This window comes from Anaerovibrio sp. (assembly GCF_045637405.1).
Lineage (GTDB): Bacteria > Bacillota > Negativicutes > Selenomonadales > Selenomonadaceae > Anaerovibrio.
Genome location: NZ_JAZTZI010000133.1, coordinates 19,772 through 41,142 on the forward strand (window position 1 = coordinate 19,772; position 21,371 = coordinate 41,142).

Genomic DNA, 21,371 nt, shown 5'->3' on the forward strand with positions numbered 1-21,371 from the left:
GACACCTCCATTACTTCAGTCGTCTTTTCTTGACAACCACACCGCTGGAAATACTCTGAACGGAAACCACAACATTAAAATTAGAAATACATGCTATGTCAGTCAGGTATTTGCTTGACTGGGTACGAACATCATCAGAAATGTTTGCTATACTGCGCTCCTGCCCCACCTCAAGCTTAACATCCAGATTCAGACAGTCGCCCTTTTCCTTGTCCTGCTTCAAAAGAGCCTTGACCTTTGCTTCACGTACACCACGCACACCACCGGAAATTCGCTCTATCATACCCTTTATGGCGTTAATGGAAACGTTCACATCCCCCTCTGTACCGTGTACCAGCACAATATCGCCCGTGGCCAGCTCCTTATTGCCTTTACCAGCAAAGGAGCAAAACAACAGATGTATGCTGATGATAAACACAACAGCAGCAACAGCACCTGTCTGCCACTGTGTTACAGCAAACTGATACTCGTTGAGAAGCACTCTTTCCGGAACCACATTAAATACCAGTAAAACGACCCCCAGGCTTACTGCACCAAAAAACAAGGTGTACAAAAACAGCAGGAATCTGTTAAATACTCCCATTAAATTGCCCCCTAGCGGATCTTTCTGGTTTCTTCCTTAGTTTCTTCTTCGCCGAAATCCACGCCCTGAACGTGAACATTGACCTCGATAACACTCAGCCCGGTCATGGTCTCAATCTGCTTCTTTACGTTCTCCTGAACAGCAATAGCCACATCTGGAATACGCTCACCATACTTAATAATGATGTACAAATCAACACGGGCTTCCTTTTCGCCTACTTCTACTTTAACGCCCTTGGAAAGATTCTTTCTGCCAAGAAGCTCAGCAATACCGCCCACCAGGCCGCCGCTCATTCCGGCTATGCCAGGAATCTCCAGAGCAGCAATGCCGGCCATCATGCTGACAACCTCATCGCCAATACGAACAGAACCCAAACCGTCATCAATTTTAATCATTTCGTCTGCCATACAAATACCCCCCCAATCAATATAAACATAGTATTACTTGTGTATCATTATACCAAACATGTAGTTGTTATTCAAGAATTGTGTATATTATGTATAAAACATATTTCGGGCAAAATAATAGACTGCCGAAATACTTTTTTCGACAGTCTAAAAATATTTTTAATTATGCACGCTCGATGTAAGCACCGGTACGGGTATCGATGCGAAGTACATCACCCTCGTTGATAAAGAGAGGTACACGAACAGAGTAGCCGGTCTCAAGGGTAGCCATCTTGGTTGCACCAGTAGCAGTGTTGCCCTTTACACTTGGCTCACACTCAGTAACCTTCAGCTCTACGGAATTAGGGAGGGTTACACCAATTACACGGCCCTTGTAGGACTGAATAGCAACCTCCATGTTCTCCTGAAGATAGTTCAGCGCATCACCCAGCTGATCCTTGTTCAGTTCAGTCTGCTCATAGGTCTCGTTGTCCATGAAGGTGTACATGCCATCAGTCTCATAGAGGAATGCCATACGGGCAGTGTCCAGACGGGCCTGAGGCATCTTTTCGTTAGGGTTGAAGGTACGCTCAACAACAGCACCAGTCTCTACATTCTTAATCTTGGTACGAACGAAGGCTGCACCCTTAGCTGGCTTAACGTGCTGGAAGTCTACTACCTGCCATACGCCACCATCAATCTCGATTGTCAAACCTGTACGAAAATCTGTACTTGTAATCATTAGAAAAACCCTCCAATTTAATTTGCAAAATTAATTTTTATTTTTAATATATGGAAGACCCATCAAACACTCAACTCAATTAAATCCTTCGTTACAGAAGTCAGAGCTTCTCTTGATGTGTCTGTAACCAGCACTGTATCCTCTATGCGAACCCCGCCCCAATCGGGAATATATACCCCTGGCTCCACTGTAATAAGTGTGTTGGGCTGTAAGGCCTCGCAGGTGCTTCGCGGTGAAAGTGTAGGTGCCTCATGAATCTCCAGCCCCAGACTATGTCCCAGGCCATGGCCAAAGTATTCTGCATATCCTCTTTCGTGAAGATATTTTCTGACGTCACCGTCCACAGATTTCCCTGATGCTCCAGGTCTCACCAGGGACAATCCCAAAAGCTGAGCCTGAAGCACAGCATCGTATATATCACGCTGCTTGGAATCTGCATGACCAACGCAAATGGTACGGGTAATATCGGAGTGATACCCCTCATACACAGCACCATAGTCCATTGTAACAAATTCCCCTGCATTAATCAACTTTTCTGTTGCAGTTCCATGAGGAAGACTTCCCCTTTTGCCGGAGGCCACAATAGTGGTAAAAGCCGGACGCTGGGAGCCCAGGGAACGCATAACCCCTTCAAGACGTGCTGCAACCTGATTTTCGCTCATGCCGGGCTTGATGAAGGTAACAATATCCTTAAAGGCCTTATCACTTATGGCTACAGCCTTTCTGATATACTGCAATTCCTGCTGGTCTTTGATCTGGCGAAGGCTGTTAAGCTCCAAGGAACTCAGTGAAACCTCGTCTCCCACCTGCTCTTTGATTTTTCCGTACCAGTCAAATACCAATGAGGCGCCTTCAAAGCCTATTTTTTTAATGCACAGCTCCTTGATTACCTCGGAGACCCGTAACAGGAGCCCTTTTTCCTGCTTGGCAATTCTGTAGTCCGGAGCTTCATTTTTCGCCTGCTCCACATAGCGAAAATCCGTCACAATAACCGCATCATCCGCAGAAACCACCAGCATGGTATCATCACCGGTGAAGCCACTGAAATAATGAAGGTTTTCCTCCTTGCTTACAATGACGCCATCCAGCCCCTTATCCCTAATATAATCTCTAAGTGCCCTAAGTCTTTCCTTAATCACAAAAACACTTCCTAATTAAGCCTTTGCTTGATTTTTCTCAATACCACGGCCATAGCAGCGAAATAACTATCAACTCCAAAGCCAAGAATCTGCCCCATTACCACCGGTGCAATTACCGACTTGTGTCGAAATTCCTCACGGGTATGAACATTGGAAAGATGAACCTCAATTACAGGTACATTAATGGCCGAAATGGCATCTCGAATAGCAATGCTGTAATGGGTAAAGGCCCCGGCATTTAAAATAATGAAATTGTAGCCCTTGGCTGGTGCCTGCTGAATGGTGTCCACAATGTCCCCCTCGTGGTTGGACTGGAAGAAGTCAGCTGGTACCCCGTCGGCTGCTGCCTGCTTCTGCAACATATCGTTAATATCCGCCAAGGTTTCATAACCGTAAATTTCCGGTTCCCTGGTGCCCAACAGATTAAGATTTGGTCCGTGAATTACAAGAACTTTACCCATTTCATCATACTCCTTAAAAATTCATCATCAAATATCTCTGCGTAAAATAGTATACGGCTCCACTGGCTGGGCCATCTTCATTTTAACCAGCTGCTGTGGATGAGGTGCCACATCAATGAGCTCTCCTTCATCATTATACATCTCATCCAAAATCATGCGATACCCTGGAAGATTTGGCTGGAATACCTCGATTTCCTGTCCCTTCTTCATATTATTACGCTGTTCCACCATGGCATAGCCGGTGGTCTCATCGTAGGAAAGAACCAGCCCCACAAAATCCGAGGTCTGCTCATAGGAGGTTGTTCCGTAAATCTGATCATCCTCCGTTGGCTTGTTGTAATAAAAGCCGGTGGTGTACTGACGATGTGAAACCTTTCCCAGCTCATCAAGCCACTCCTGCTTCAGCTCAAAATGCTCCGGATCCTCGCAATAGCTGTCAATGGCAGCCCTATATGCCTTAACGATGCTGGCAGCATAATGAACACTTTTCATACGGCCCTCAATTTTCAGACTGTCCACACCGCTGTCAATAACATCCCCAATATGAGGCAACAGACACATATCCTTGGAATTAAAGAAATACGTGCCTCTGTCATCCTCCTCAATAGGGAAATACTGGCCGGGGCGCTTTTCCTCCACCAGGGCATATTTCCAGCGGCAGGCCTGGGCACAGCTGCCACGATTGGCATCACGGCCCGTCATATAGTTGCTCATAAGGCAACGTCCGGAATAGGAAATACACATGGCTCCATGTACGAACATTTCCAGCTCCACAGGGCATTTTTCACGAATTGTTCTGATTTCCCCCAAGGACATTTCCCTCGCCAGCACAACACGGGAAGCTCCCATATCTGCCCAGGTGTTTACGGTGACCCAGTTGGTATTGTTGGCCTGGGTGCTTATGTGAATATCCGTATCTGGTGCGTACTTCTTGGCCAAGGTGAAAATCCCCAAATCGGCTATGAGCATGGCATCAACCCTTATCTCATTAAGGTATGCCAAATACTCTGGCAGCTTCTCCATATCACTGTTATGAGGGAAGATATTTACGGTAACATATACCTTCCGCCCCAGCTTGTGGGCAAATTCCACAGCCTCCTTCAGCTCATCATAATCAAAGTTGCCTCCAAAGGCCCTAAGCCCAAAGGCCTTGCCTCCCAGATATACGGCATCGGCACCATATATAAGGGCCATTTTAAGTTTTTCCATATTACCGGCCGGAGCCAGTAATTCAGGCTTTTTTATCATCTATTGTTCTCCTTGGGCAACCGCCGGCTTACTGCCAAACCGTCACCATCCTCACGAATTACAGTTTCAAATTCATCATTATCACTAACGAGAGAAATATACTCCCTCAGCCTTTTTACTATGGTCTTAAAGCGGCGTGGACACTCCATATCGCCACGGACATAGCCACGAAACAGGACATTATCCGCCAGCACCATGGCATCCTCCGTCAAAAATGGATATACCTTACGGAAATAATCGGGATATTGTCCCTTGGCGGCGTCAATAAATACAAAATCATACCTTCCGGAGAGCTTCAGTATATTCTCCCCTGCATCCCCAATATGTATTCTGATGCGATCCTTATAAACAGATCTGTCTATATATGCTCTGGCTGTAGCTGCCCGCTCCTGGGAAAGCTCCAAAGTATCTATTTCCACATCCTCTGCGGAATTATTGGCAATCAGCAAAGCAGAATATCCAATAGCCGTACCGATTTCCAGTACACGGTGGGGCTTCTTTTGACGAACCACCTCCAGCAGCACCGGCATTCCCTTTTCATTTATAATCGGAACGTGATTACTGCGGCCGTATTCCTCCATCTCCGCAATCAAAGCATCAAATTTATCCATCAACGAACCTCCGACACGATGGCCAGATGCTCATCATAGGTATTGCTGTAATAATTTTTCCCTTCCCTGTCAGCCACAAAATAGAGAAAATCTGTAGACGCAGGTCTAAGAGCCGACTTTAAGGCCTTCAGCCCGGGGCTGGCGATAGGTCCAGGTGGTAAACCGTAATTCTGATAGGAATTATACGGTGAATCGATCTTGGTATCCCCAATGGATACATCTTCCTTGATTTCCGCCATTACATACTGAAGTGTGGCATCACTCTGGAGAGGCATGGAGATATTCAAACGCTTCCACAGCACCTGGGAAATAATAGGCATATCCTCTTCATAGCGGGCTTCCTTTTCTATAAGGGAAGCCATGGTTACCAGTTCATAAATGGAAATATCCCTGGCTGCTGCCTCTTTTCTCATATCCGGGGTAAGCTTGTTATCAAACTCATCTATCATGCGCTTCATAACGTCCTTGGCAGTGGCGTCACTGGCAAAATCATAAGTATCCGGGAACAGGAAGCCCTCCACCCGATAAACTGTATCCTTATGTTTTTCCATGTAATCATAAGGAGCATAATCCTTGGCCAGCTCCAAAAAATCCTTTTCGTTGCAAACGCCATATTCATCAAGACGCTTGGCGATGTCCTTTACCCCATAGCCCTCAGGAATGGTGACCCTTACAGCCACAGTATTGCCGTTGATAAGGATTGAGAGAGCCTCTGAAACGCTCATATTCTTAGCAAGAGCAAAGGTTCCCACCTTGAACCTTGAATCAGCCCCATTTATTTTTGTGGCAATCCAAAACTTGGTGGTAGAGCTGATAACGCCCTTCTTTTCCAGCTCCTTGCCTATATCGGCGCTGCTCATTCCCTTTGCCACATGGACATATACCAAATCCTTTTTGCCATCCATATTCATTGGACTACCAAGTTTAAATGAAAAGAGCATTATTCCAAAAAACAAAACAAATACCACCATAAGGCCGGAAACAGCTATGATGATATTTCTCTTTTTCTTTTTTATTTCTTCATCACTTGCATTGGCATCATAAGAAATACTCTCAGTTACGATGTCTTTTAATGAATCCTTCAGATTCTTAAAATCCACAGTGTTCACCCCATAATCTTTTTATACTATTATCCATAGTCACAGACAGTAATATAATATCATAGTCCATAGGAAAGCACAAAATAAAGGTAGATTTTTGAAACATAAAAAGAACCAGTGATTTATAGGTGGTATGGGATAGCTCCTGCCCAAAGAACTTGATAATATTCCGGCAATCCTCACTGATGTAATTTTTTGCCTGATGAAGCAGAATTCAAAGACAACAAAAAAGCCCAACACAAGATTTTAAATCCTGTGAGGGCTTGATACTCTATGGAGGTGCCACCCAGATTCGAACTGGGGAATAAAGGTTTTGCAGACCTTGGCCTTACCACTTGGCGATGGCACCACATAATGGAGCGGAAAACGAGACTCGAACTCGCGACCCCCACCTTGGCAAGGTGATGCTCTACCAACTGAGCTATTTCCGCAAAATGGCGACCCGAAGGGGACTTGAACCCCTGACCTCCGCCGTGACAGGGCGGCATTCTAACCAACTAAACTACCGGGCCGCGTTTAGTTATCGCTTGTGACGACAATAGATATTATAGGTGATTAAATCCCTGTTGTCAACTAGTTTTTCGCCACATTTTATCATTTGTTCAATTTGGCCTGTTCCTTTAGGTCAAATATTTTTTTCAGGCTCTCAGTGTATGGCGCTCTGGCAATACCAAATTCAGTAACAATACCGGTCACCAGATCATTATCCGTAACATCAAAGGCAGGATTATAAACCTTTACTCCCTCCGGAGCCATACGCTTTTCATACCACATCTCAGTGACTTCCTCCGGCTTACGCTGCTCTATCTTGATTTCATTTCCTGTTGGCGTAGCCATGTCAATGGTAGCCGTAGGTGCACAAACGTAAAAAGGAATTTTATACCGCTTGGCCACAGTAGCTACAATTGACGTACCAATCTTATTGGCCACATCGCCATTAGCCGCCACTCTGTCACAGCCTACAAAGATGGCATTAACCCAGCCATTACGCATAACCATATTGGACATATTATCACAGATAAGAGTAACATCAATTCCAGACTCCTGAAGCTCAAAGGCTGTAAGGCGGGCGCCCTGCAGAAGTGGTCTCGTTTCATCAGCAAATACCCTAAAGCTGTAGCCCTTCTCCTGCCCAACATAAATAGGAGCCGTGGCCGTGCCATACTTTACAGCCGCCAGCTTTCCCGCGTTGCAATGGGTAAGAATACCATCCCCGTTCTTGATAAGAGTCAAGCCATGCTCACCAATAGCACGGCACACCCGAATATCCTCCTCGCGGATTTCCACTGCCTCATCATGAAGGCATTTCACTATTTCCCCCAAGCTTTTAGTCTTGTTGGCCAATACCACCTGCTCCATGCGATTCAAAGCCCAAGAAAGGTTTACGGCTGTGGGACGGGCAGAATCCAAATACTCCTTGGCCTTGGCGAACTTTTCATAAAAGCCATCAAATTCAGACTCCTGTGCCCCGATTTTCTTGGCTTCGAGATATATGCCGATAGCCGCTGCCACCCCAATGGCAGGAGCACCCCGAACCTGCAGCAGATATATGGCATCCCATATTTCCTTTAAATCAGTTAATTCCAAAATTTCCGTACTGTATGGCAGCTTAGTCTGGTCAATAATCACCAAAGCACTCTTGGCATCATCCAGCGCCACTGTATCATAATCCATAATTGTTTTATTACTCATAATAACCTCTTATTTATCTTCACCGGGCAGGAGCTTTATCTCCTTTGGATATGCCCATTTCTGCAATTCTTCCTTGGAAACGTAATCAGGTTCCTTTCCAGGCCCCAGAATGGTCAAGGTATTATAATAAATCTCTGCCAATTCCTCCACATAGGCCGCCTTAGTCAGTGCTTCTTTTATGTTTTTATCAACAGCAATAGCACCATGCTTTTCCATAAGAACCACGTCAGATATCTGCAATGGCTTTATCACTGACTCCCCTAATGCAGGAGTGGCAGGCCGTCCATAAGGTGCCACAGGAATATACCCCTCCTTGCAGCCCAAATGCATTAATTCCGTCACAATGGCAGGAATTGGTTTATTAAGAATAGCAAAGGTAAGGGCAAACTTTGAATGAGTATGAACCACTGCATTTACATCAGGGCGAGCCTCATATATCTTGAGGTGCATAGTTACCTCACTGGTGGGACGGTGCAGAGTTTCAGCCTCCACAACCTCGGCATTCATGTTTACCACCACAATATCATGATATGTCATTTCACTGCGGTCCATACCCGTAGGAGTAATACAGATAAGCCCAGTATCCTCATCACGGATGCTGAAATTGCCGGAGCGATGCTGACAAAGCCCCATTTCTTCTGCCTTAACAGCGCATTCCAGAACTTTTCTCTTGATTTCTTTTAACACAGCTAAGCCCCCTCTCACCTAAAACAGTGACATCTGGTCGCTCTCATCCATACCGTCAAGACAGCCATGGACTCTGAGGGCCTCAATACTCGTTTTGGTTATGCCGGTTCGCTTCTTCAAATTTTCAATTGAAGAAAACGGACCGGTTTTTCTTTTCTCAACAATGGCCTTGGCATCTACACCACCAAGTCCTGTAAGGGTGGTAAACGGCGGCAGAAGAGCATTTTCCTCCGTCACCATCTGGAAGCGGTCAGCCCCTGATTTGTAGAGATCCACCTTTTTCACCTTAAAGCCCCTAATATACATTTCCCAGGCCAGCTGAAGGACAACATAAAGCTCATCCTCCTTGGCATCCCTTTTATCCTTGGCCTCCAGCTCCTCCATTTTTTCCTTGACTGCTTTCTGCCCCTTGGCAATGATATCTGAATCAAAGGCAGCAGCACGAATGGAGAAATAAGCCGCATAATATGCCAATGGATAATGAACCTTACAGAAGGCAATTCGATAAGCCATCATAACGTAAGCCGTTGCATGAGCCCTTGGGAACATATACTTAATTTTCTGACAGGATTCAATGTACCATTCCGGAATACCAGTCTTACGAAGGGTTTCCACCACATCTGGTTCGATACCCTTCCCCTTACGTACCCGCTCCATGGTCTTAAAGGCCAATAGTGGCTCCACCCCATTATGCATGAGATACATCATAATATCATCACGGGCAGCAATAGCGTTCTGAAGGGTACATGTACCAGCCCTAATAAGGTCCTGGGCATTTCCCAGCCATACATCAGTACCATGGGAGAAGCCGGATATGCGCACCAGATCCGAGAAACAGCTTGGATTGGTGTCCGCAATCATCTGACGGGTAAAATTGGTTCTAAACTCCGGAATACCAAAGGTACCGGAATTAGCCCCCAGCTCCTCCTCCGTCACCCCCAAAGCATTAGTGCAGTTAAATAAGCTCAAGGTTGCCGGGTCATCAAATGGAATAGTCTTAGGATCGCGGTGAGTAAGATCCTCCAGCATTTTAATTACCGTAGGATCATCGTGGCCCAGAATATCCAGCTTAACCAAACGGCTGGAGATGGAATGATAATCGAAATGAGTTGTAATTGTAGCTGATGTGGTATCATCAGCAGGGTGCTGGAGCGGCGTAAAGAAATGCACATCCATATCACGGGGCACTACCATAATACCAGCCGGGTGCTGGCCTGTGGTACGCTTAACGCCATTACAGCCAATGGCCACCTTGTTAATGTAGGCTTCCCTTTTGGTCTGTCCCTTTTCCTCAAAGTATTTTCTCACAAAGCCATAGGCGGTTTTCTCCGCCACAGTACCAATGGAACCGGCACGGAATACATTATCCTTTCCAAAAAGCTCCTCCGTGTACTTATGAGCCACTGGCTGGTATTCTCCAGAAAAGTTAAGGTCAATATCCGGAACCTTATCACCATCAAATCCCAAGAATACAGCAAATGGAATCTCATGGCCATCCTTTATCATATTAGTACCACAGATAGGACAATCCTTATCCGGCAAATCGTAGCCACAGCCATAGGAACCATCTGTAATAAACTCACTATGCTTACAGTGTGGGCACCGCCAATGGGGTGGCAGTGGATTTACCTCGGTAATATCCGTCATGGTTGCTACAAAGGATGAGCCAACAGAGCCACGGGAGCCCACCAAATAACCATCTAAATTGGATTTACGCACCAAGCGCTGAGCAATAAGATATAGCACTGAGAAGCCATGGGCAATAATTGGCTTTAGCTCCTGGTCAATTCTATCCTGAACGATTTTCGGCAGCACTTCTCCATACATACTCTTGGCCTTATTATAGGTCATGGAGGTTATTTCCTCATCCGCTCCCGGAATCATCGGTGAATACAATTCATCTGGAATAGGCTTAAACTTCTCACACATTTCCGCGATTTTTCGTGGATTGGTAACTACTGCCTCGTATGCTGCTTCTTCCCCAAGATACTGGAATTCTGCCAGCATTTCCTCCGTAGTTCTAAGGAACAACGGTGGCTGAAAATCCGCATCCTTAAAGCCCTTTCCCTTCATGAGTATAGCACGGTAAATCTGGTCCTCAGGATTAAGGAAATGCACATCACAGGTAGCAATTAGCGGCTTATTTAGCTGCTTTGCCAGCTCAGCGACCTTTAAATTTATATTAATGAGATCATTGTCATCTTTTATATTTGGAAAATCTTCACTTCTCACAAGGAATTCATTGTTGCCAATAGGCTGGATTTCCAAATAATCGTAAAAATCGGCAATCTTGAGTAATTCCTCATCGCTTTGTTCTGCCACAATAGCCCTTATCAGTTCCCCCGCCTCACAGGCAGAACCAATAATCAGCCCTTCGCGATATTCCTGAATAAGCTGTCGTGGCAATCTCGGTGTACGGTGGAAAAAGCGCAGATGAGACATGGTTATAAGCTTATAGAGATTGCGAAGACCGTTAGGATTTTTCGCCAGCAAAATAATGTGATTTGCCCGCTTTTGCTCGTAATCCTCTCCTACCAGATATCCTTCCACGCCATAGATAACCTTTATATTCAGTGGCTTACGTCCAAATACTGTATCCATGGCCTCAGGAAAGGCCTGAACAACACCGTGATCTGTGATGGCAATGGCCGGCCAGCCCCATTTTTCGGCTGTAGTAATGAGCTTTTTGGCAGAAGACACCGCATCCATATTACTCATGGTGGTGTGGCAATGAAGCTCTACCCGTTTTTCCTCCGCATTATCCTTGCGACTTTCCACATCTACCAAAAGCACACTGTCGGCAAACAGTACATAGTCGTTATCGTATTTATCATAGCGAACGGAGCCCTTCACCTTTATAGTGCCACCACCCTTGGCAGCTTTTTTTAGACGGCCCAGAACCTTTTCATAGCCCTCAGTATCCTTAAAGAAGGCCTTACAGGAAATTCCCTCGGTATTATCCGCCACAGCAAAAAGAAGAATATTGGTAGTCTGGAAGCTACGGCCATCAACACCAGCAATAGTACCCTGTGCCACCACATTCTTCATTTCACCCTCGATCTCTGAAATAGGGGTTATTTCACCTACTATGGCTTCACCATAAACCAGCGGACTATCATCATCGCCAATTGGAACAGCAGCGCGTCTAGGACGGGAGGATTTATTGGAAGGACCCTTATCTCCACCGCCAGCAGAAGTCCCTCCACCATAACTGCCGCCATAGCCGCCACCACCCTGAGCAGGCTTTGGAGCCGGTGCCTTGGCAGCCTCTAATGCAGCCTTGTATTCCTTGGTCTCGTGAACGGCCTCTTCTACATCCGGAACCTCTATTTCCTCATATACCGGCAAACACTCCAGCTTAATAGGATAGCCGATTACCTTGATACCGGCTTCCTTTAAATCCTGTAAAACATTGTGTTCTTCAAGAAGATATTTGCTGAAATCACCATTTACCTGCAGCAAAATCCTGGATTCTTTATAAATGCGGTTGGAGTGCAAAAGGATATGTCTTATCCCCTGATTCTCCTTGGCAACATAATCCACCAGCTTTTCCCAGTTCTGCTCCACAATTTTATCCAGCTTCATGGCTGTCTGATAGATAAATACTTTGGCCACCTGATTCTTTTCCTCCACAAAGGAAGCCACGCGTTCAAGGAGTGATTCCGCAATTTGTGGCATGGTCCAGGCCAGTATTTCCCATGTATTGGTATCCAAAGAAATTTCCACATGACGAATAAAACCGCCCCTAAGCAGCTCCTCCTCGTCACTATTCATCTCCATGCCCCTGGCCAGCTCAAACAATACACGGCTGGTCTTTGGGACAATACAGTATTTATCCATAAGAAGCAAAACCCCCGAATACAAATCATCTTTCCTAAATAGTATAACAGAAAAATGATGACTAAAGAGCACAAAAAAAGAATTCGCCGCAAGATTTCTCTTACGGCGAACTCCTCCTGAAAGGGGAACTATTGAAAAAAGGTATTAATCAAAGCATACCTTATGAGGATTCAAAATATTATTTGGATCGAATGCCTTCTTGATTCCCTGCATCAGCTTCATGGACTCCTTAGGGAGACTTTCCTTCAGATAAGGCTTCTTGGCAAGGCCGATACCATGCTCACCGGAAACCTGACCCTTCAGCTCGCGAGCCTTGATGTACATGCGCTCCATTGCCTTGCCCAGCATCTCAGCCCACTTCTTGTCATCCATGTCATCACGGAGGATGTATACATGAAGGTTACCATCACCAGCGTGACCGAAGCTCTTGATGCGGATGCCCATTTCCTTGCGGAGATCATGAACGAATTCAACGAACTCATTTACGCAGCTTCTAGGAACAACTACGTCTACCTCATCCATCATAGTGGTAGAACCCTTAATTGCCTCAAGGAATGCACCTCTTGCCTTCCAGATTGCCTCTGCACGCTCGTCAGTATCAGCAATCAGGAGGTCAAGTGCGCCCTGCTCCAAGCAAATCTGAGCTACACTGTCATAATACTTACTTATTTCCTCTACAGATGCACCGTCGAACTTAAGTAAGAGGTAAGCATCTGCCTGGTTATCAGGGAACTTCTTGCCGAGGTATTCCTCGGAGTCCATAATAACCTCGCGCTCCATGAACTCTACAGCAGTAGGGATAACGTTGGAGCTAACAATAAGAGGTACAGTACCAATAGCCTTTGCCAAGGTTGGGAATGGAATCAGCAGAGAAACATTCTTCTGTGGCAGTGGCAACAGCCTAAGTATTGCCTTAGTTACCAAGCAGAGAGTACCCTCGGAGCCTACAATCAGGTCCTTAAGGTCATAGCCGGAGCTGTTCTTTACAACCTTACCGCCTACTTCCATGATAGTACCGTCAGCCAGAACAACCTCCAAGCCACGTACATAATCTCTGGTTACACCATATTTAACAGCACGCATACCACCGGCATTAGTGCTGATGTTACCACCAATAGTTGCAGTCTTCTCACCTGGATCAGGTGGATAGAAAAGGCCCTTTTCCTCAACGTACTGACCGATTTCCATCAGCAGAACGCCTGGCTCAACAGTGAGGGTCAGATTCTTTTCGTCCAGCTCCAGGAAGTGGTTCATAAGAGTAGTATCAATCATGATACCCTTCTCTACTGCAACGGAGGAGCCTACCAGACCAGTACCAGCGCCTCTAGGGGTTACGGCAATATGCTTTTCATTTGCATATCTCATAACCTTGGATGCTTCCTCTGCAGAGGTAATTTTTACTACCATCTCAGGATAGGAAGCGTCAGCACTTAACTCGTCATGACTATATTCTTCGTTAATTTCATCAGCCCAAAGAATGCGCTCACGAGGCACATACTGGCTGATAGCCTCTAAATCGGAAGCATCTAAAACCTTGTATTCGCTCATGCCTTTACACCCTTTCCCTGTTTAACCTGCTCAATGAGCTTTGGAATAACTTCATAAATATCGCCGATAACAGCGTAATTTGCTACCTTAAAGATGCTGGCGTTAGGATCAGTATTGATAGCAAAAATATTATCGGAGTTGTTCATACCAGCTACAAACTGAATTGCACCGGATACACCACAGGTGATAATGAGTCTAGGACGAACGGTACGGCCGGAAAGACCAATCTGATGCTTAGCATCAAGCCAACCAGCCTCTGCCAATGGTCTGGTGCAGGCAATATCGCCGCCCAAAGCATCTGCCAGCTCGCGTACCAAATCAAGGTCTTCCTTCTTCTTCAGACCACGGCCTGCAACAACGAGGATATCTGCATTTTCAATGCTCTTTTCCTTCTGCTTCTGGGTAATACCCAAAACCTGAGTACGGGTCTTAAGCTTTTCAGCTGGAACGGAAATCTTAACAATTTCGCCCTTGGCTTCAGCGCTGCGCTCAGGAGCATCCATAATCTTATAACGAACGGTTGCCAGCTGAGGTCTGGAGTTTGGAGTAAGAATCTCTGCCATGATGTTACCACCAAATGCAGGACGGATCTGTACCAAATCAGTATTCTCATGAATGTCCAGAATTGTGCAGTCTGCGGTGAGACCAGTGTTAAATCTGGAAGCAACTCTTGGAGCCAGCTGACGGCCTACAGGGGTTGCACCTACCAAGATAGCGGAAGGCTTAATCTCGTTTACGAAGGCCTCAAATGCTGCAGTGTAGGACTCCATCTGGAATTCCTTCAGCTCAGGGGCATCCACAACGAATACCTTATCTGCGCCATAATGAAGCAGCTCCTCTGCCTTCTTTTCGATATCACTACCAATGAAGATAGCATATACAGGATGATTAATCTTCTTTGCAAGCTCTCCAGCTTTACCAAGAAGCTCAAATGTTACCGGATGAATTTCACCATTTACATGGTCAACATATACGGTAATACCATTCCATAAAGACTTGTCTACAGTCTTTACCTCTTCCTCTACATACTCCATTGCACCAGGCTGGCCCTTCTTTACACAGAGCTTACAGAGCTTACAGCCTGCATTAACTTCCAGCTTGCCATCCTTTTCTTCTAAGGCATTAAAAGGGCAAATGGAAATCATTTCATTTATATCAGTTACTTTGTCCTGATGAACTATCAGTTTTCCCATTGTTAATCCCCCTTATCCTAACAATTTTCTGCTCTTGATTGCACCGTAAATTTTCTCTGCCAAAACATCAGCAGGATCATCCCAGGTAACCTGAACCTTGTCGGAAGTAGGTGGGAATATACGCTGAACCTGAGTTGCGGAACCATTAAGACCATAGTTGTTCTTGTTCTGGTCTTCCATATCCTTTAAGGTGTACATAACGATCTCGCGATCCTCAGTCTCCTTCTTCTTTAAATAAGATGGAAGGCGTGGCTGCACAATATCCTTCTGAACAGTGATAAGGCATGGGAAGGAAACCTTCAAATGCTCAATATCCTGTGCCATTTCCATATCTACAAGTATATTGTCACCCTCAACGCCTTTAATTTCTTTTACATTACAAACGCATGGAATATCCAGCTGCTCGGATACCTCAGGACCAACCTGTGCAGTATCACCATCTGTAGTCTGGAGTCCGCAAAGTATTATATCAAACTTGCCAAATTTCTTGATACCCTGTGCAAGAGTATGTGCGGTAGCCAATACATCAGCTCCGCCGAATGCACGGTCAGATACGATTGCACCTGCGTCTGCACCCATTGAATATGCTTCCTTAATAATTGCCTGAGCCTGTGGTGGTCCCATGGTAATAACACTCACTCGGCCACCATACTGCTCCTTCAATTTCAGGCCACATTCAAGCGCATACAGATCGTAAGGGTTCATCTTGCTATCTGCGCCATTACGCTTCAATACTCCGGTAACAGGATCAACCTCTACCTTATTGGAGCCTGGAACCTGTTTGATACAAACCAGAATTTCCATGAATAAATCCTCCTCATACTTTCATTATATAGAGTTCAGGGTAAGTGAAAGGCTCACCCTGAACTTTCCCCCTAAAATTGATTACAGCTTTTCAGCTAACAAATCTGCGATATGCTTTACCTTGATGCCAGTATTCTGGTTATCAAGACCGCCGCCAATCTGCATCATACAAGATGGGCAGGCAACTACGCAGGTGGTAGCTCCTGTATTCTTGATATTCTGAACCTTTTCCTCCAGCATAGGGATGGAAACCTCAGAATACTTCATACCGAAGGAACCAGCCATACCACAGCACTTATCGCAGTTCTTCATCTCAACGAGCTCTACGCCCGGAGTTGCATCGATAAGAGCTCTAGGCTCCTCATAGATGCCAAGACCACGTTTCATATGGCAGGAATCGTGGAAGGTTACCTTTTCGCCACCAGCAGCTGGCAACAGCTTACCCTGAGCCTTGTATTCTTCAGCTACGAAGCTGGAGAATTCGCGAACCTTCTTGCAGAATGCCTTTGCTCTAGGACCCCATACAGGATCATCTGCAAAGAGCTTCTCGTAGGTTTCGCTGAGAGTCTCAGCACAGGTTGGGCAAGAAGTAACAATCACATCTGGCTTTACGGCTTCAAGAGCTTCAATGTTTCTCATGGCAGCCTTCTTACCAGTCTCACGGTCGCCTACGCCGAGAATTGGCTTGCCGCAGCAGCTCTGAGCCATAGGATATACAACTTCCATACCCAGACTCTGCAATACCTTTACAACATTTTCACCGGTATCAGCAAATACAAAGTCTGTATTACATCCGCTGAAGAATGCTACCTTCTTCTTTGCATTGGATGGATTCTTCTTCTCCAGAGCAGGCATACGATCACGAATTGACCTTTCAGCAATAGTTGGTAAGCTTCTGCCCTTGGTCATACCAGCAAAGAACAGTGGCAAATGACGGATGAACTTACCAGATTTGAATGGTGCCTGACCAACGGAACCAGCCTTCAACAGCAGCTTATGGAACAAGCCTCTGTCGTTAAGAACATTATCGAAGAAGGACTTATCCATTGTTGGGGTACCATGCTTCTTAACATATCTATTTCTCAGTTCATCAATAAGGTCTGGAATTGGAATCTTACCAGGACAAACTGTGGTACAGGTCCGGCAACCAATACACAGATCAGAGAACTGGCTGAAGTTTTCGATACCATTTAAAAGACCTGTAAGGATTGCACCAATACCGCCAGAGTAAATATGACCATATACGTGGCCACCTACCAAGGTCCAGATTGGGCAAACATTAAGACAGGATGCACAACGTACGCACTGGTAAACCTGCTTCATAACTGGGTCATGGGCAGCCTCCAGACGGCCGTTATCCAAAAGGATTACATACTGCTTTCTGTTCTCCTCTACCCACTTGCCGTCCTTCTTGTACATAACAGGAGTAGGACCATCAACCATTGTCATGTAACTGGTCATCTTCTGGCAGGTACCATTACGAGGCAACAGACGCAGAATCTTGGCAGCATCCTCTGTCTTAGGAATGAGCTTTTCATAACCTATGAGTACAACATGAATTCTAGGCAATGTGGTTACCAAACGGGCATTACCCTCGTTGGTAACAAGACCAATAGCACCGTTTTCGGCAATACCGAAGTTGGCACCGGTGATACCCATATCAGCCTGCAGGAACTCCTGACGCAGAGTCTGACGGGCCTTCTGAATCATGTAAGGGATATCTTCGCCAGGAACTTCTTCATTAAGCTCCTTTTCAAACATTTCCGCACACTGATAACGATTCAGATGAATAGCAGGCATAACCATGTGAGATGGCTTCTGGCCTGCGATAGCAATCATCCACTCACCAAGGTCAGTTTCCTTTACGCGGATATCATTTTCAGTGAAGCATTCATTGAGGTGAATTTCCTCAGATGCCATGGACTTGGATTTAACAACTCTCTTGACACCATTTTCCTTACAAATCTTAATAAGGAACTTTTTAACCTCGTCTCCATCCTTTGCTCTGAATACCTCACCGCCACGAGCCTTGACATTAGCTTCGAACTTGTCAGCCAGCTCTTCAATATGGTCTACAGCATCAGCCTTCATACAACGGAGGTTTTCACGAAGCTCCTCAATATCCTGGCCTGCATAAGACTTCAGACGGGAACCCGGGTACTGATCTGCAAAGCGGGACAGGGCATCCTGCATAATGTTATCTTGCAGCTTTGATTTAATTTCTTTCTTAAGATCACGTGCCATTACTTAGCCCCCCCTTCGTTCTCCACAGCAATGATAATGAGTTTGTTAGGGCCATGAACACCAAGGCTCAATACACGCTCAATATCAGCTGTACGGCTAGGGCCAGTAACAAATCCGCAATAACCCTTCTGGAAAACCTTACCGATAATCTGACAGGCTGAAGTAATGTTTTCTACCATATAATTGGCATTTACAAAAACAACATTCACAAATGGAAGCATACTGGTTACTCTTGCTTCGTATGAATAATTATCAACCACAAGACTTCCAGATTCGCCTACACCAAATTCAGCAGTTGAAATGCCGACATCAGCACTAGGAGCATGCTCAGCAATATCAAACTTTTCAGTGTAAACCTTTGTACCATCCTCACTCAGCCTGGAGTAAATCCCCTTCAATGCAGGGTTTTCATCTCCACCTACAGCAATAATTTCCTTTGGGGCATACTCCTTTAATACTTCCTTGAGCTTTGCCTCACCTGCTGCGTAATCAGCTACCTTATATACCTGAGCAGCTGCAGCTGTAGCATTTGCCTCAAAGTCGGTCCAGTACTTAGCATCTACCAATCCATTGATAAACGCTTTTTCTGGCCAATTCTCACACACCTTTTCCATTAGATACTCTCCTTTCAGAGAAATTCATCCAACAAAATCGTCAAACCATTTCTATTCAAGTTTTATTATAATATCGTGTAAATCGTCTGTCAATAGGAATAAACAATCTATAATCAATATTAAACTTGATAAAAAATCACTTTCTATTGAAAAAATTATTCAGACAATTTTCTATATTACACTTGATTATTGGGTTGAAATAAAATATAATTATCATAACAATTAAATACGATATTATTTTTTAATAAGCGTATGTGGAAATCATCTTACAAATTGAAGTTCATTCATTTTTAGTGAACAAGCAGACCATTTCTATTCGGCTTAAGTAACATATAATGAAATCTTTCATTATATAATATGAATGAAATGCAAGGAGATGATATATGTGTTAGCACTTGTTGCCGCAATACCTATTATTATTACCATTATTCTTACGGTAGGCGTAAACATGCCAGCTAAGAAGGTTCTGCCAATCGCTTGGCTTTCCATCTGTTTGATTGGTCTTTTCTATTGGCAAATGGATATGCTCCATGTTACCGCGTATACAATTACCGGTTTTCTGGGCTCCATCGATACACTACTGATTATCTTTGGTGCTATTTTACTGATGAACATGCTGAACGAGGCTGGAGCAATGCACAGAATCGAAGCAATGTTCAACGGTATTTCTGAGGATGCCCGTATTCAGTTAGTAATTGTAGGTTATGGTCTTTCCGCATTTATCGAGGGTGCTGCAGGCTTTGGTACTCCACCTGCAATATGCGCTCCGCTGCTGATTGGTCTTGGTTTCCCTCCAATGGCTGCTGCAATGGCATGTCTGATTTTGGATTCACCACCAGTATCCTTCGGTGCCGCTGGTACACCAACCAACTCTGCAGCTGAGATTTTGAAGGATACACTGCCAACTATCGGTGTTACCGATTTGGAAGCATGGAAGCTGGATCTTTCATGGGCATCTGCTGTTGGTCTTGCCGCTGGTACCTTCTTTGTAATCATGGTGGTTTTAGCCTTGGTTACCAAACAGTACAGCGATGATAAATCCTTCTTCAAGCATTCCCTGCCAATGGTTCCATTTGTATTATTCACAACTGTAGTATTCGATGTTGTTTATCTTATTGTTGCAAAATTCATCGGCTCCGAGCTGGTATCAATTTGCGCAGGTGCCGTAACTATATTTGCCACCATCGGTGCTGCCAAGGCAGGCTTCCTGGTACCAAAGGATACATGGCGTTTCCCTGGTACTGAAAGAAAAGCTGAGACTAAAACAGACACCAATGACGATAAACCTTCCATGTCCCTCTTAAAGGCCTGGACTCCTTATCTGCTTATCGCACTCTGGCTTGTACTTACCAGAATTCCAGAGATTGGTCTTAAAGGAATTATTACTAGCTTTGTATTCTCTATGAATAATATTATGGGTGTTGAGGGCGCCGGCTTTGCCATGAAGTACTTCAACAATCCTGGTTTGTTCCCATTCGTTTTAGTTGTATTGATTTCCATTCCATTCTATGGACTTAGAGGAGATCAGGTGAAAGGCATAGTAAAGAAATCTTATAACCAGCTTTACGGTGCCACCATTGCTCTGCTCTTCGGTTTTGCAATGGTTTATATTTATCGTTATTCCAATGCTAACCCATTGGGTTGGGATTCCATGCTGGTTGCCATGGCCAAGGGCATGGCTGATCTGGCAGGAGCAAATTATGTATTCGTTGCTCCGTTCATTGGTACCATCGGTGCATTCATGTTTGGTTCCAACACAGTATCCAACATTATGTTTACCCCTCTCCAGTTCGAGACTGCAACTATCCTGAATATACCTCATGTATTCATCGTTGCACTCCAGAATCAGGGTGGTGCTATCGGTAACATCGTTTGCATCAACAATATCGTTGCGGTGTGCGCAACAACGGGTATTATAGGTGCTGAAGGTAAGCTGATAAAAGCCGCTTCGCTGCCATGGGTAATATGGTACATAGTACTGATGGCTGCAATGCTTGGCGCAGTTGCATTTGGAATTATTTAACCCCAGTTAGGAAAAGCAATCTTTAGTTAGTGGGTGGTCTGCCACCCCGACAGACCACTTATTAAATATATTCCCTTTATCTAACAACCCAAATAAAAACTCGCTGTCTCCCCGACAGCGAGTTTTTATTAATTATAACGCCATTGTTCAAATTTTGCCGAAGGCAAAATCTTCCAATTAGCGTTTCAACGAGGCGGGAGATATATGCTCGCCACCTGTTATGATATGAGCCACCCTCAGCTGCAGAGTTGGGGGACATATTCTTCCTCGTTATATTTCAGCAGCTGCTGGCTTGTTGGTATTGCGAGATTTCTTGCTTTCCGCAATGTTACGCATGGTTACCCACAATGGGCTTGCGATAAAGATTGATGAATAACAGCCGCTGAAGAAGCCGCACAGCAGTGCAAAGGCGAAATCCTTGGTGGTGTCGCCACCGAACCAGTACAGTGCAAAGGT

At 45.1% G+C, this 21,371-nt stretch carries 17 protein-coding genes, 3 tRNA genes and 1 pseudogene; 1 reads left to right on the forward strand and 20 read right to left on the reverse strand.

Annotated features, from left to right (window positions below; all coding sequences use genetic code 11):
* Positions 1-10: 10 nt before the first annotated feature.
* From amaP to ACKI5G_RS09400, 19 genes are all read right to left on the reverse strand, one after another.
* On the reverse strand, positions 11-583 hold the full coding sequence (amaP, locus tag ACKI5G_RS09310; RefSeq protein WP_407399751.1) for an alkaline shock response membrane anchor protein AmaP: 573 nt from the start codon (positions 581-583) through the stop codon (positions 11-13).
* A gap of 11 nt (positions 584-594) precedes the next feature.
* Positions 595-990, reverse strand: a complete 396-nt coding sequence (locus ACKI5G_RS09315; RefSeq protein WP_407399753.1) for an Asp23/Gls24 family envelope stress response protein — start codon at positions 988-990, stop codon at positions 595-597.
* Between the two features lie 163 nt (positions 991-1,153).
* A complete protein-coding gene (gene efp / locus ACKI5G_RS09320) occupies positions 1,154-1,711 on the reverse strand; it encodes an elongation factor P (protein WP_407399755.1) in 558 nt (185 codons plus the stop codon).
* Positions 1,712-1,773: 62 nt separating this feature from the next.
* Positions 1,774-2,850, reverse strand: a complete 1,077-nt coding sequence (locus ACKI5G_RS09325; RefSeq protein ID WP_407399757.1) for a M24 family metallopeptidase — start codon at positions 2,848-2,850, stop codon at positions 1,774-1,776.
* Between the two features lie 11 nt (positions 2,851-2,861).
* Positions 2,862-3,311, reverse strand: a complete 450-nt coding sequence (gene aroQ / locus ACKI5G_RS09330) for a type II 3-dehydroquinate dehydratase (protein ID WP_407399759.1) — start codon at positions 3,309-3,311, stop codon at positions 2,862-2,864.
* A 27-nt stretch (positions 3,312-3,338) separates the two neighbouring features.
* Positions 3,339-4,559: a peptidase U32 family protein gene (locus ACKI5G_RS09335; RefSeq protein WP_407399761.1), complete on the reverse strand. Its 1,221-nt coding sequence runs from the start codon at positions 4,557-4,559 to the stop codon at positions 3,339-3,341.
* On the reverse strand, positions 4,556-5,170 hold the full coding sequence (locus ACKI5G_RS09340) for an O-methyltransferase (protein WP_407399763.1): 615 nt from the start codon (positions 5,168-5,170) through the stop codon (positions 4,556-4,558). Before ACKI5G_RS09340 ends, ACKI5G_RS09335 begins: the two co-directional genes overlap by 4 nt.
* Complete coding sequence (mltG, locus tag ACKI5G_RS09345; RefSeq protein WP_407399765.1) at positions 5,170-6,270, reverse strand: endolytic transglycosylase MltG; 1,101 nt, start codon at positions 6,268-6,270, stop codon at positions 5,170-5,172. Before mltG ends, ACKI5G_RS09340 begins: the two co-directional genes overlap by 1 nt.
* Before the next feature lie 274 nt (positions 6,271-6,544).
* Positions 6,545-6,619, reverse strand: a tRNA-Cys gene (locus ACKI5G_RS09350).
* 6 nt (positions 6,620-6,625) lie between these two features.
* A tRNA-Gly gene (locus ACKI5G_RS09355) sits at positions 6,626-6,701 on the reverse strand.
* 4 nt (positions 6,702-6,705) lie between these two features.
* A tRNA-Asp gene (locus ACKI5G_RS09360) sits at positions 6,706-6,782 on the reverse strand.
* Between the two features lie 82 nt (positions 6,783-6,864).
* Positions 6,865-7,962, reverse strand: a complete 1,098-nt coding sequence (mtnA, locus tag ACKI5G_RS09365) for an S-methyl-5-thioribose-1-phosphate isomerase (protein ID WP_407399767.1) — start codon at positions 7,960-7,962, stop codon at positions 6,865-6,867.
* A 9-nt stretch (positions 7,963-7,971) separates the two neighbouring features.
* Positions 7,972-8,649, reverse strand: coding sequence for a class II aldolase/adducin family protein (locus ACKI5G_RS09370; RefSeq protein ID WP_407399769.1), 678 nt, complete (start codon positions 8,647-8,649; stop codon positions 7,972-7,974).
* Positions 8,650-8,667: 18 nt separating this feature from the next.
* Positions 8,668-12,489, reverse strand: coding sequence for a PolC-type DNA polymerase III (locus tag ACKI5G_RS09375; protein ID WP_407399771.1), 3,822 nt, complete (start codon positions 12,487-12,489; stop codon positions 8,668-8,670).
* Between the two features lie 144 nt (positions 12,490-12,633).
* A complete protein-coding gene (locus ACKI5G_RS09380; RefSeq protein WP_407399773.1) occupies positions 12,634-14,037 on the reverse strand; it encodes an FAD-binding oxidoreductase in 1,404 nt (467 codons plus the stop codon).
* Entirely contained in the window at positions 14,034-15,230 is a 1,197-nt protein-coding gene (locus tag ACKI5G_RS09385) for an FAD-binding protein (protein ID WP_407399775.1), read from the reverse strand. The genes ACKI5G_RS09380 and ACKI5G_RS09385 overlap by 4 nt, the downstream gene beginning before the upstream one ends.
* Positions 15,231-15,242: 12 nt before the next feature.
* Positions 15,243-16,034, reverse strand: coding sequence for an electron transfer flavoprotein subunit beta/FixA family protein (locus ACKI5G_RS09390; RefSeq protein ID WP_407399777.1), 792 nt, complete (start codon positions 16,032-16,034; stop codon positions 15,243-15,245).
* An 81-nt stretch (positions 16,035-16,115) separates the two neighbouring features.
* Positions 16,116-18,278 (reverse strand): L-lactate dehydrogenase (quinone) large subunit LdhH, encoded by a 2,163-nt coding sequence (gene ldhH / locus ACKI5G_RS09395; RefSeq protein WP_407399779.1) that lies wholly within the window; start codon positions 18,276-18,278, stop codon positions 16,116-16,118.
* Positions 18,278-18,892, reverse strand: a complete 615-nt coding sequence (locus tag ACKI5G_RS09400; protein ID WP_407399781.1) for a lactate utilization protein C — start codon at positions 18,890-18,892, stop codon at positions 18,278-18,280. The genes ldhH and ACKI5G_RS09400 overlap by 1 nt, the downstream gene beginning before the upstream one ends.
* Before the next feature lie 385 nt (positions 18,893-19,277).
* Here ACKI5G_RS09400 and ACKI5G_RS09405 point away from each other — a divergent pair, with 385 nt between their 5' ends.
* Entirely contained in the window at positions 19,278-20,915 is a 1,638-nt protein-coding gene (locus tag ACKI5G_RS09405) for an L-lactate permease (protein WP_407399783.1), read from the forward strand.
* Between the two features lie 270 nt (positions 20,916-21,185).
* Here the strand turns inward: ACKI5G_RS09405 and ACKI5G_RS09410 are convergent.
* A pseudogene (locus tag ACKI5G_RS09410) lies at positions 21,186-21,371 on the reverse strand (protein translocase subunit SecF); the annotation flags it as partial.

Excerpts from the sequence above, each read along its gene's own strand:
- amaP (WP_407399751.1), bottom strand. The coding sequence starts at position 583 with ATGGGAGTATTTAACAGATTCCTGCTGTTTTTGTACACCTTGTTTTTT.
- ACKI5G_RS09315 (WP_407399753.1), bottom strand. The coding sequence starts at position 990 with ATGGCAGACGAAATGATTAAAATTGATGACGGTTTGGGTTCTGTTCGT.
- ACKI5G_RS09380 (WP_407399773.1), bottom strand. The coding sequence starts at position 14,037 with ATGAGCGAATACAAGGTTTTAGATGCTTCCGATTTAGAGGCTATCAGC.
- ACKI5G_RS09390 (WP_407399777.1), bottom strand. The coding sequence starts at position 16,034 with ATGGAAATTCTGGTTTGTATCAAACAGGTTCCAGGCTCCAATAAGGTA.
- efp (WP_407399755.1), bottom strand. The coding sequence starts at position 1,711 with ATGATTACAAGTACAGATTTTCGTACAGGTTTGACAATCGAGATTGAT.
- ACKI5G_RS09340 (WP_407399763.1), bottom strand. The coding sequence starts at position 5,170 with ATGGATAAATTTGATGCTTTGATTGCGGAGATGGAGGAATACGGCCGC.
- ACKI5G_RS09375 (WP_407399771.1), bottom strand. The coding sequence starts at position 12,489 with ATGGATAAATACTGTATTGTCCCAAAGACCAGCCGTGTATTGTTTGAG.
- ACKI5G_RS09400 (WP_407399781.1), bottom strand. The coding sequence starts at position 18,892 with ATGGAAAAGGTGTGTGAGAATTGGCCAGAAAAAGCGTTTATCAATGGA.
- ACKI5G_RS09335 (WP_407399761.1), bottom strand. The coding sequence starts at position 4,559 with ATGATAAAAAAGCCTGAATTACTGGCTCCGGCCGGTAATATGGAAAAA.
- ACKI5G_RS09385 (WP_407399775.1), bottom strand. The coding sequence starts at position 15,230 with ATGGGAAAACTGATAGTTCATCAGGACAAAGTAACTGATATAAATGAA.
- aroQ (WP_407399759.1), bottom strand. The coding sequence starts at position 3,311 with ATGGGTAAAGTTCTTGTAATTCACGGACCAAATCTTAATCTGTTGGGC.
- ldhH (WP_407399779.1), bottom strand. The coding sequence starts at position 18,278 with ATGGCACGTGATCTTAAGAAAGAAATTAAATCAAAGCTGCAAGATAAC.
- mtnA (WP_407399767.1), bottom strand. The coding sequence starts at position 7,962 with ATGAGTAATAAAACAATTATGGATTATGATACAGTGGCGCTGGATGAT.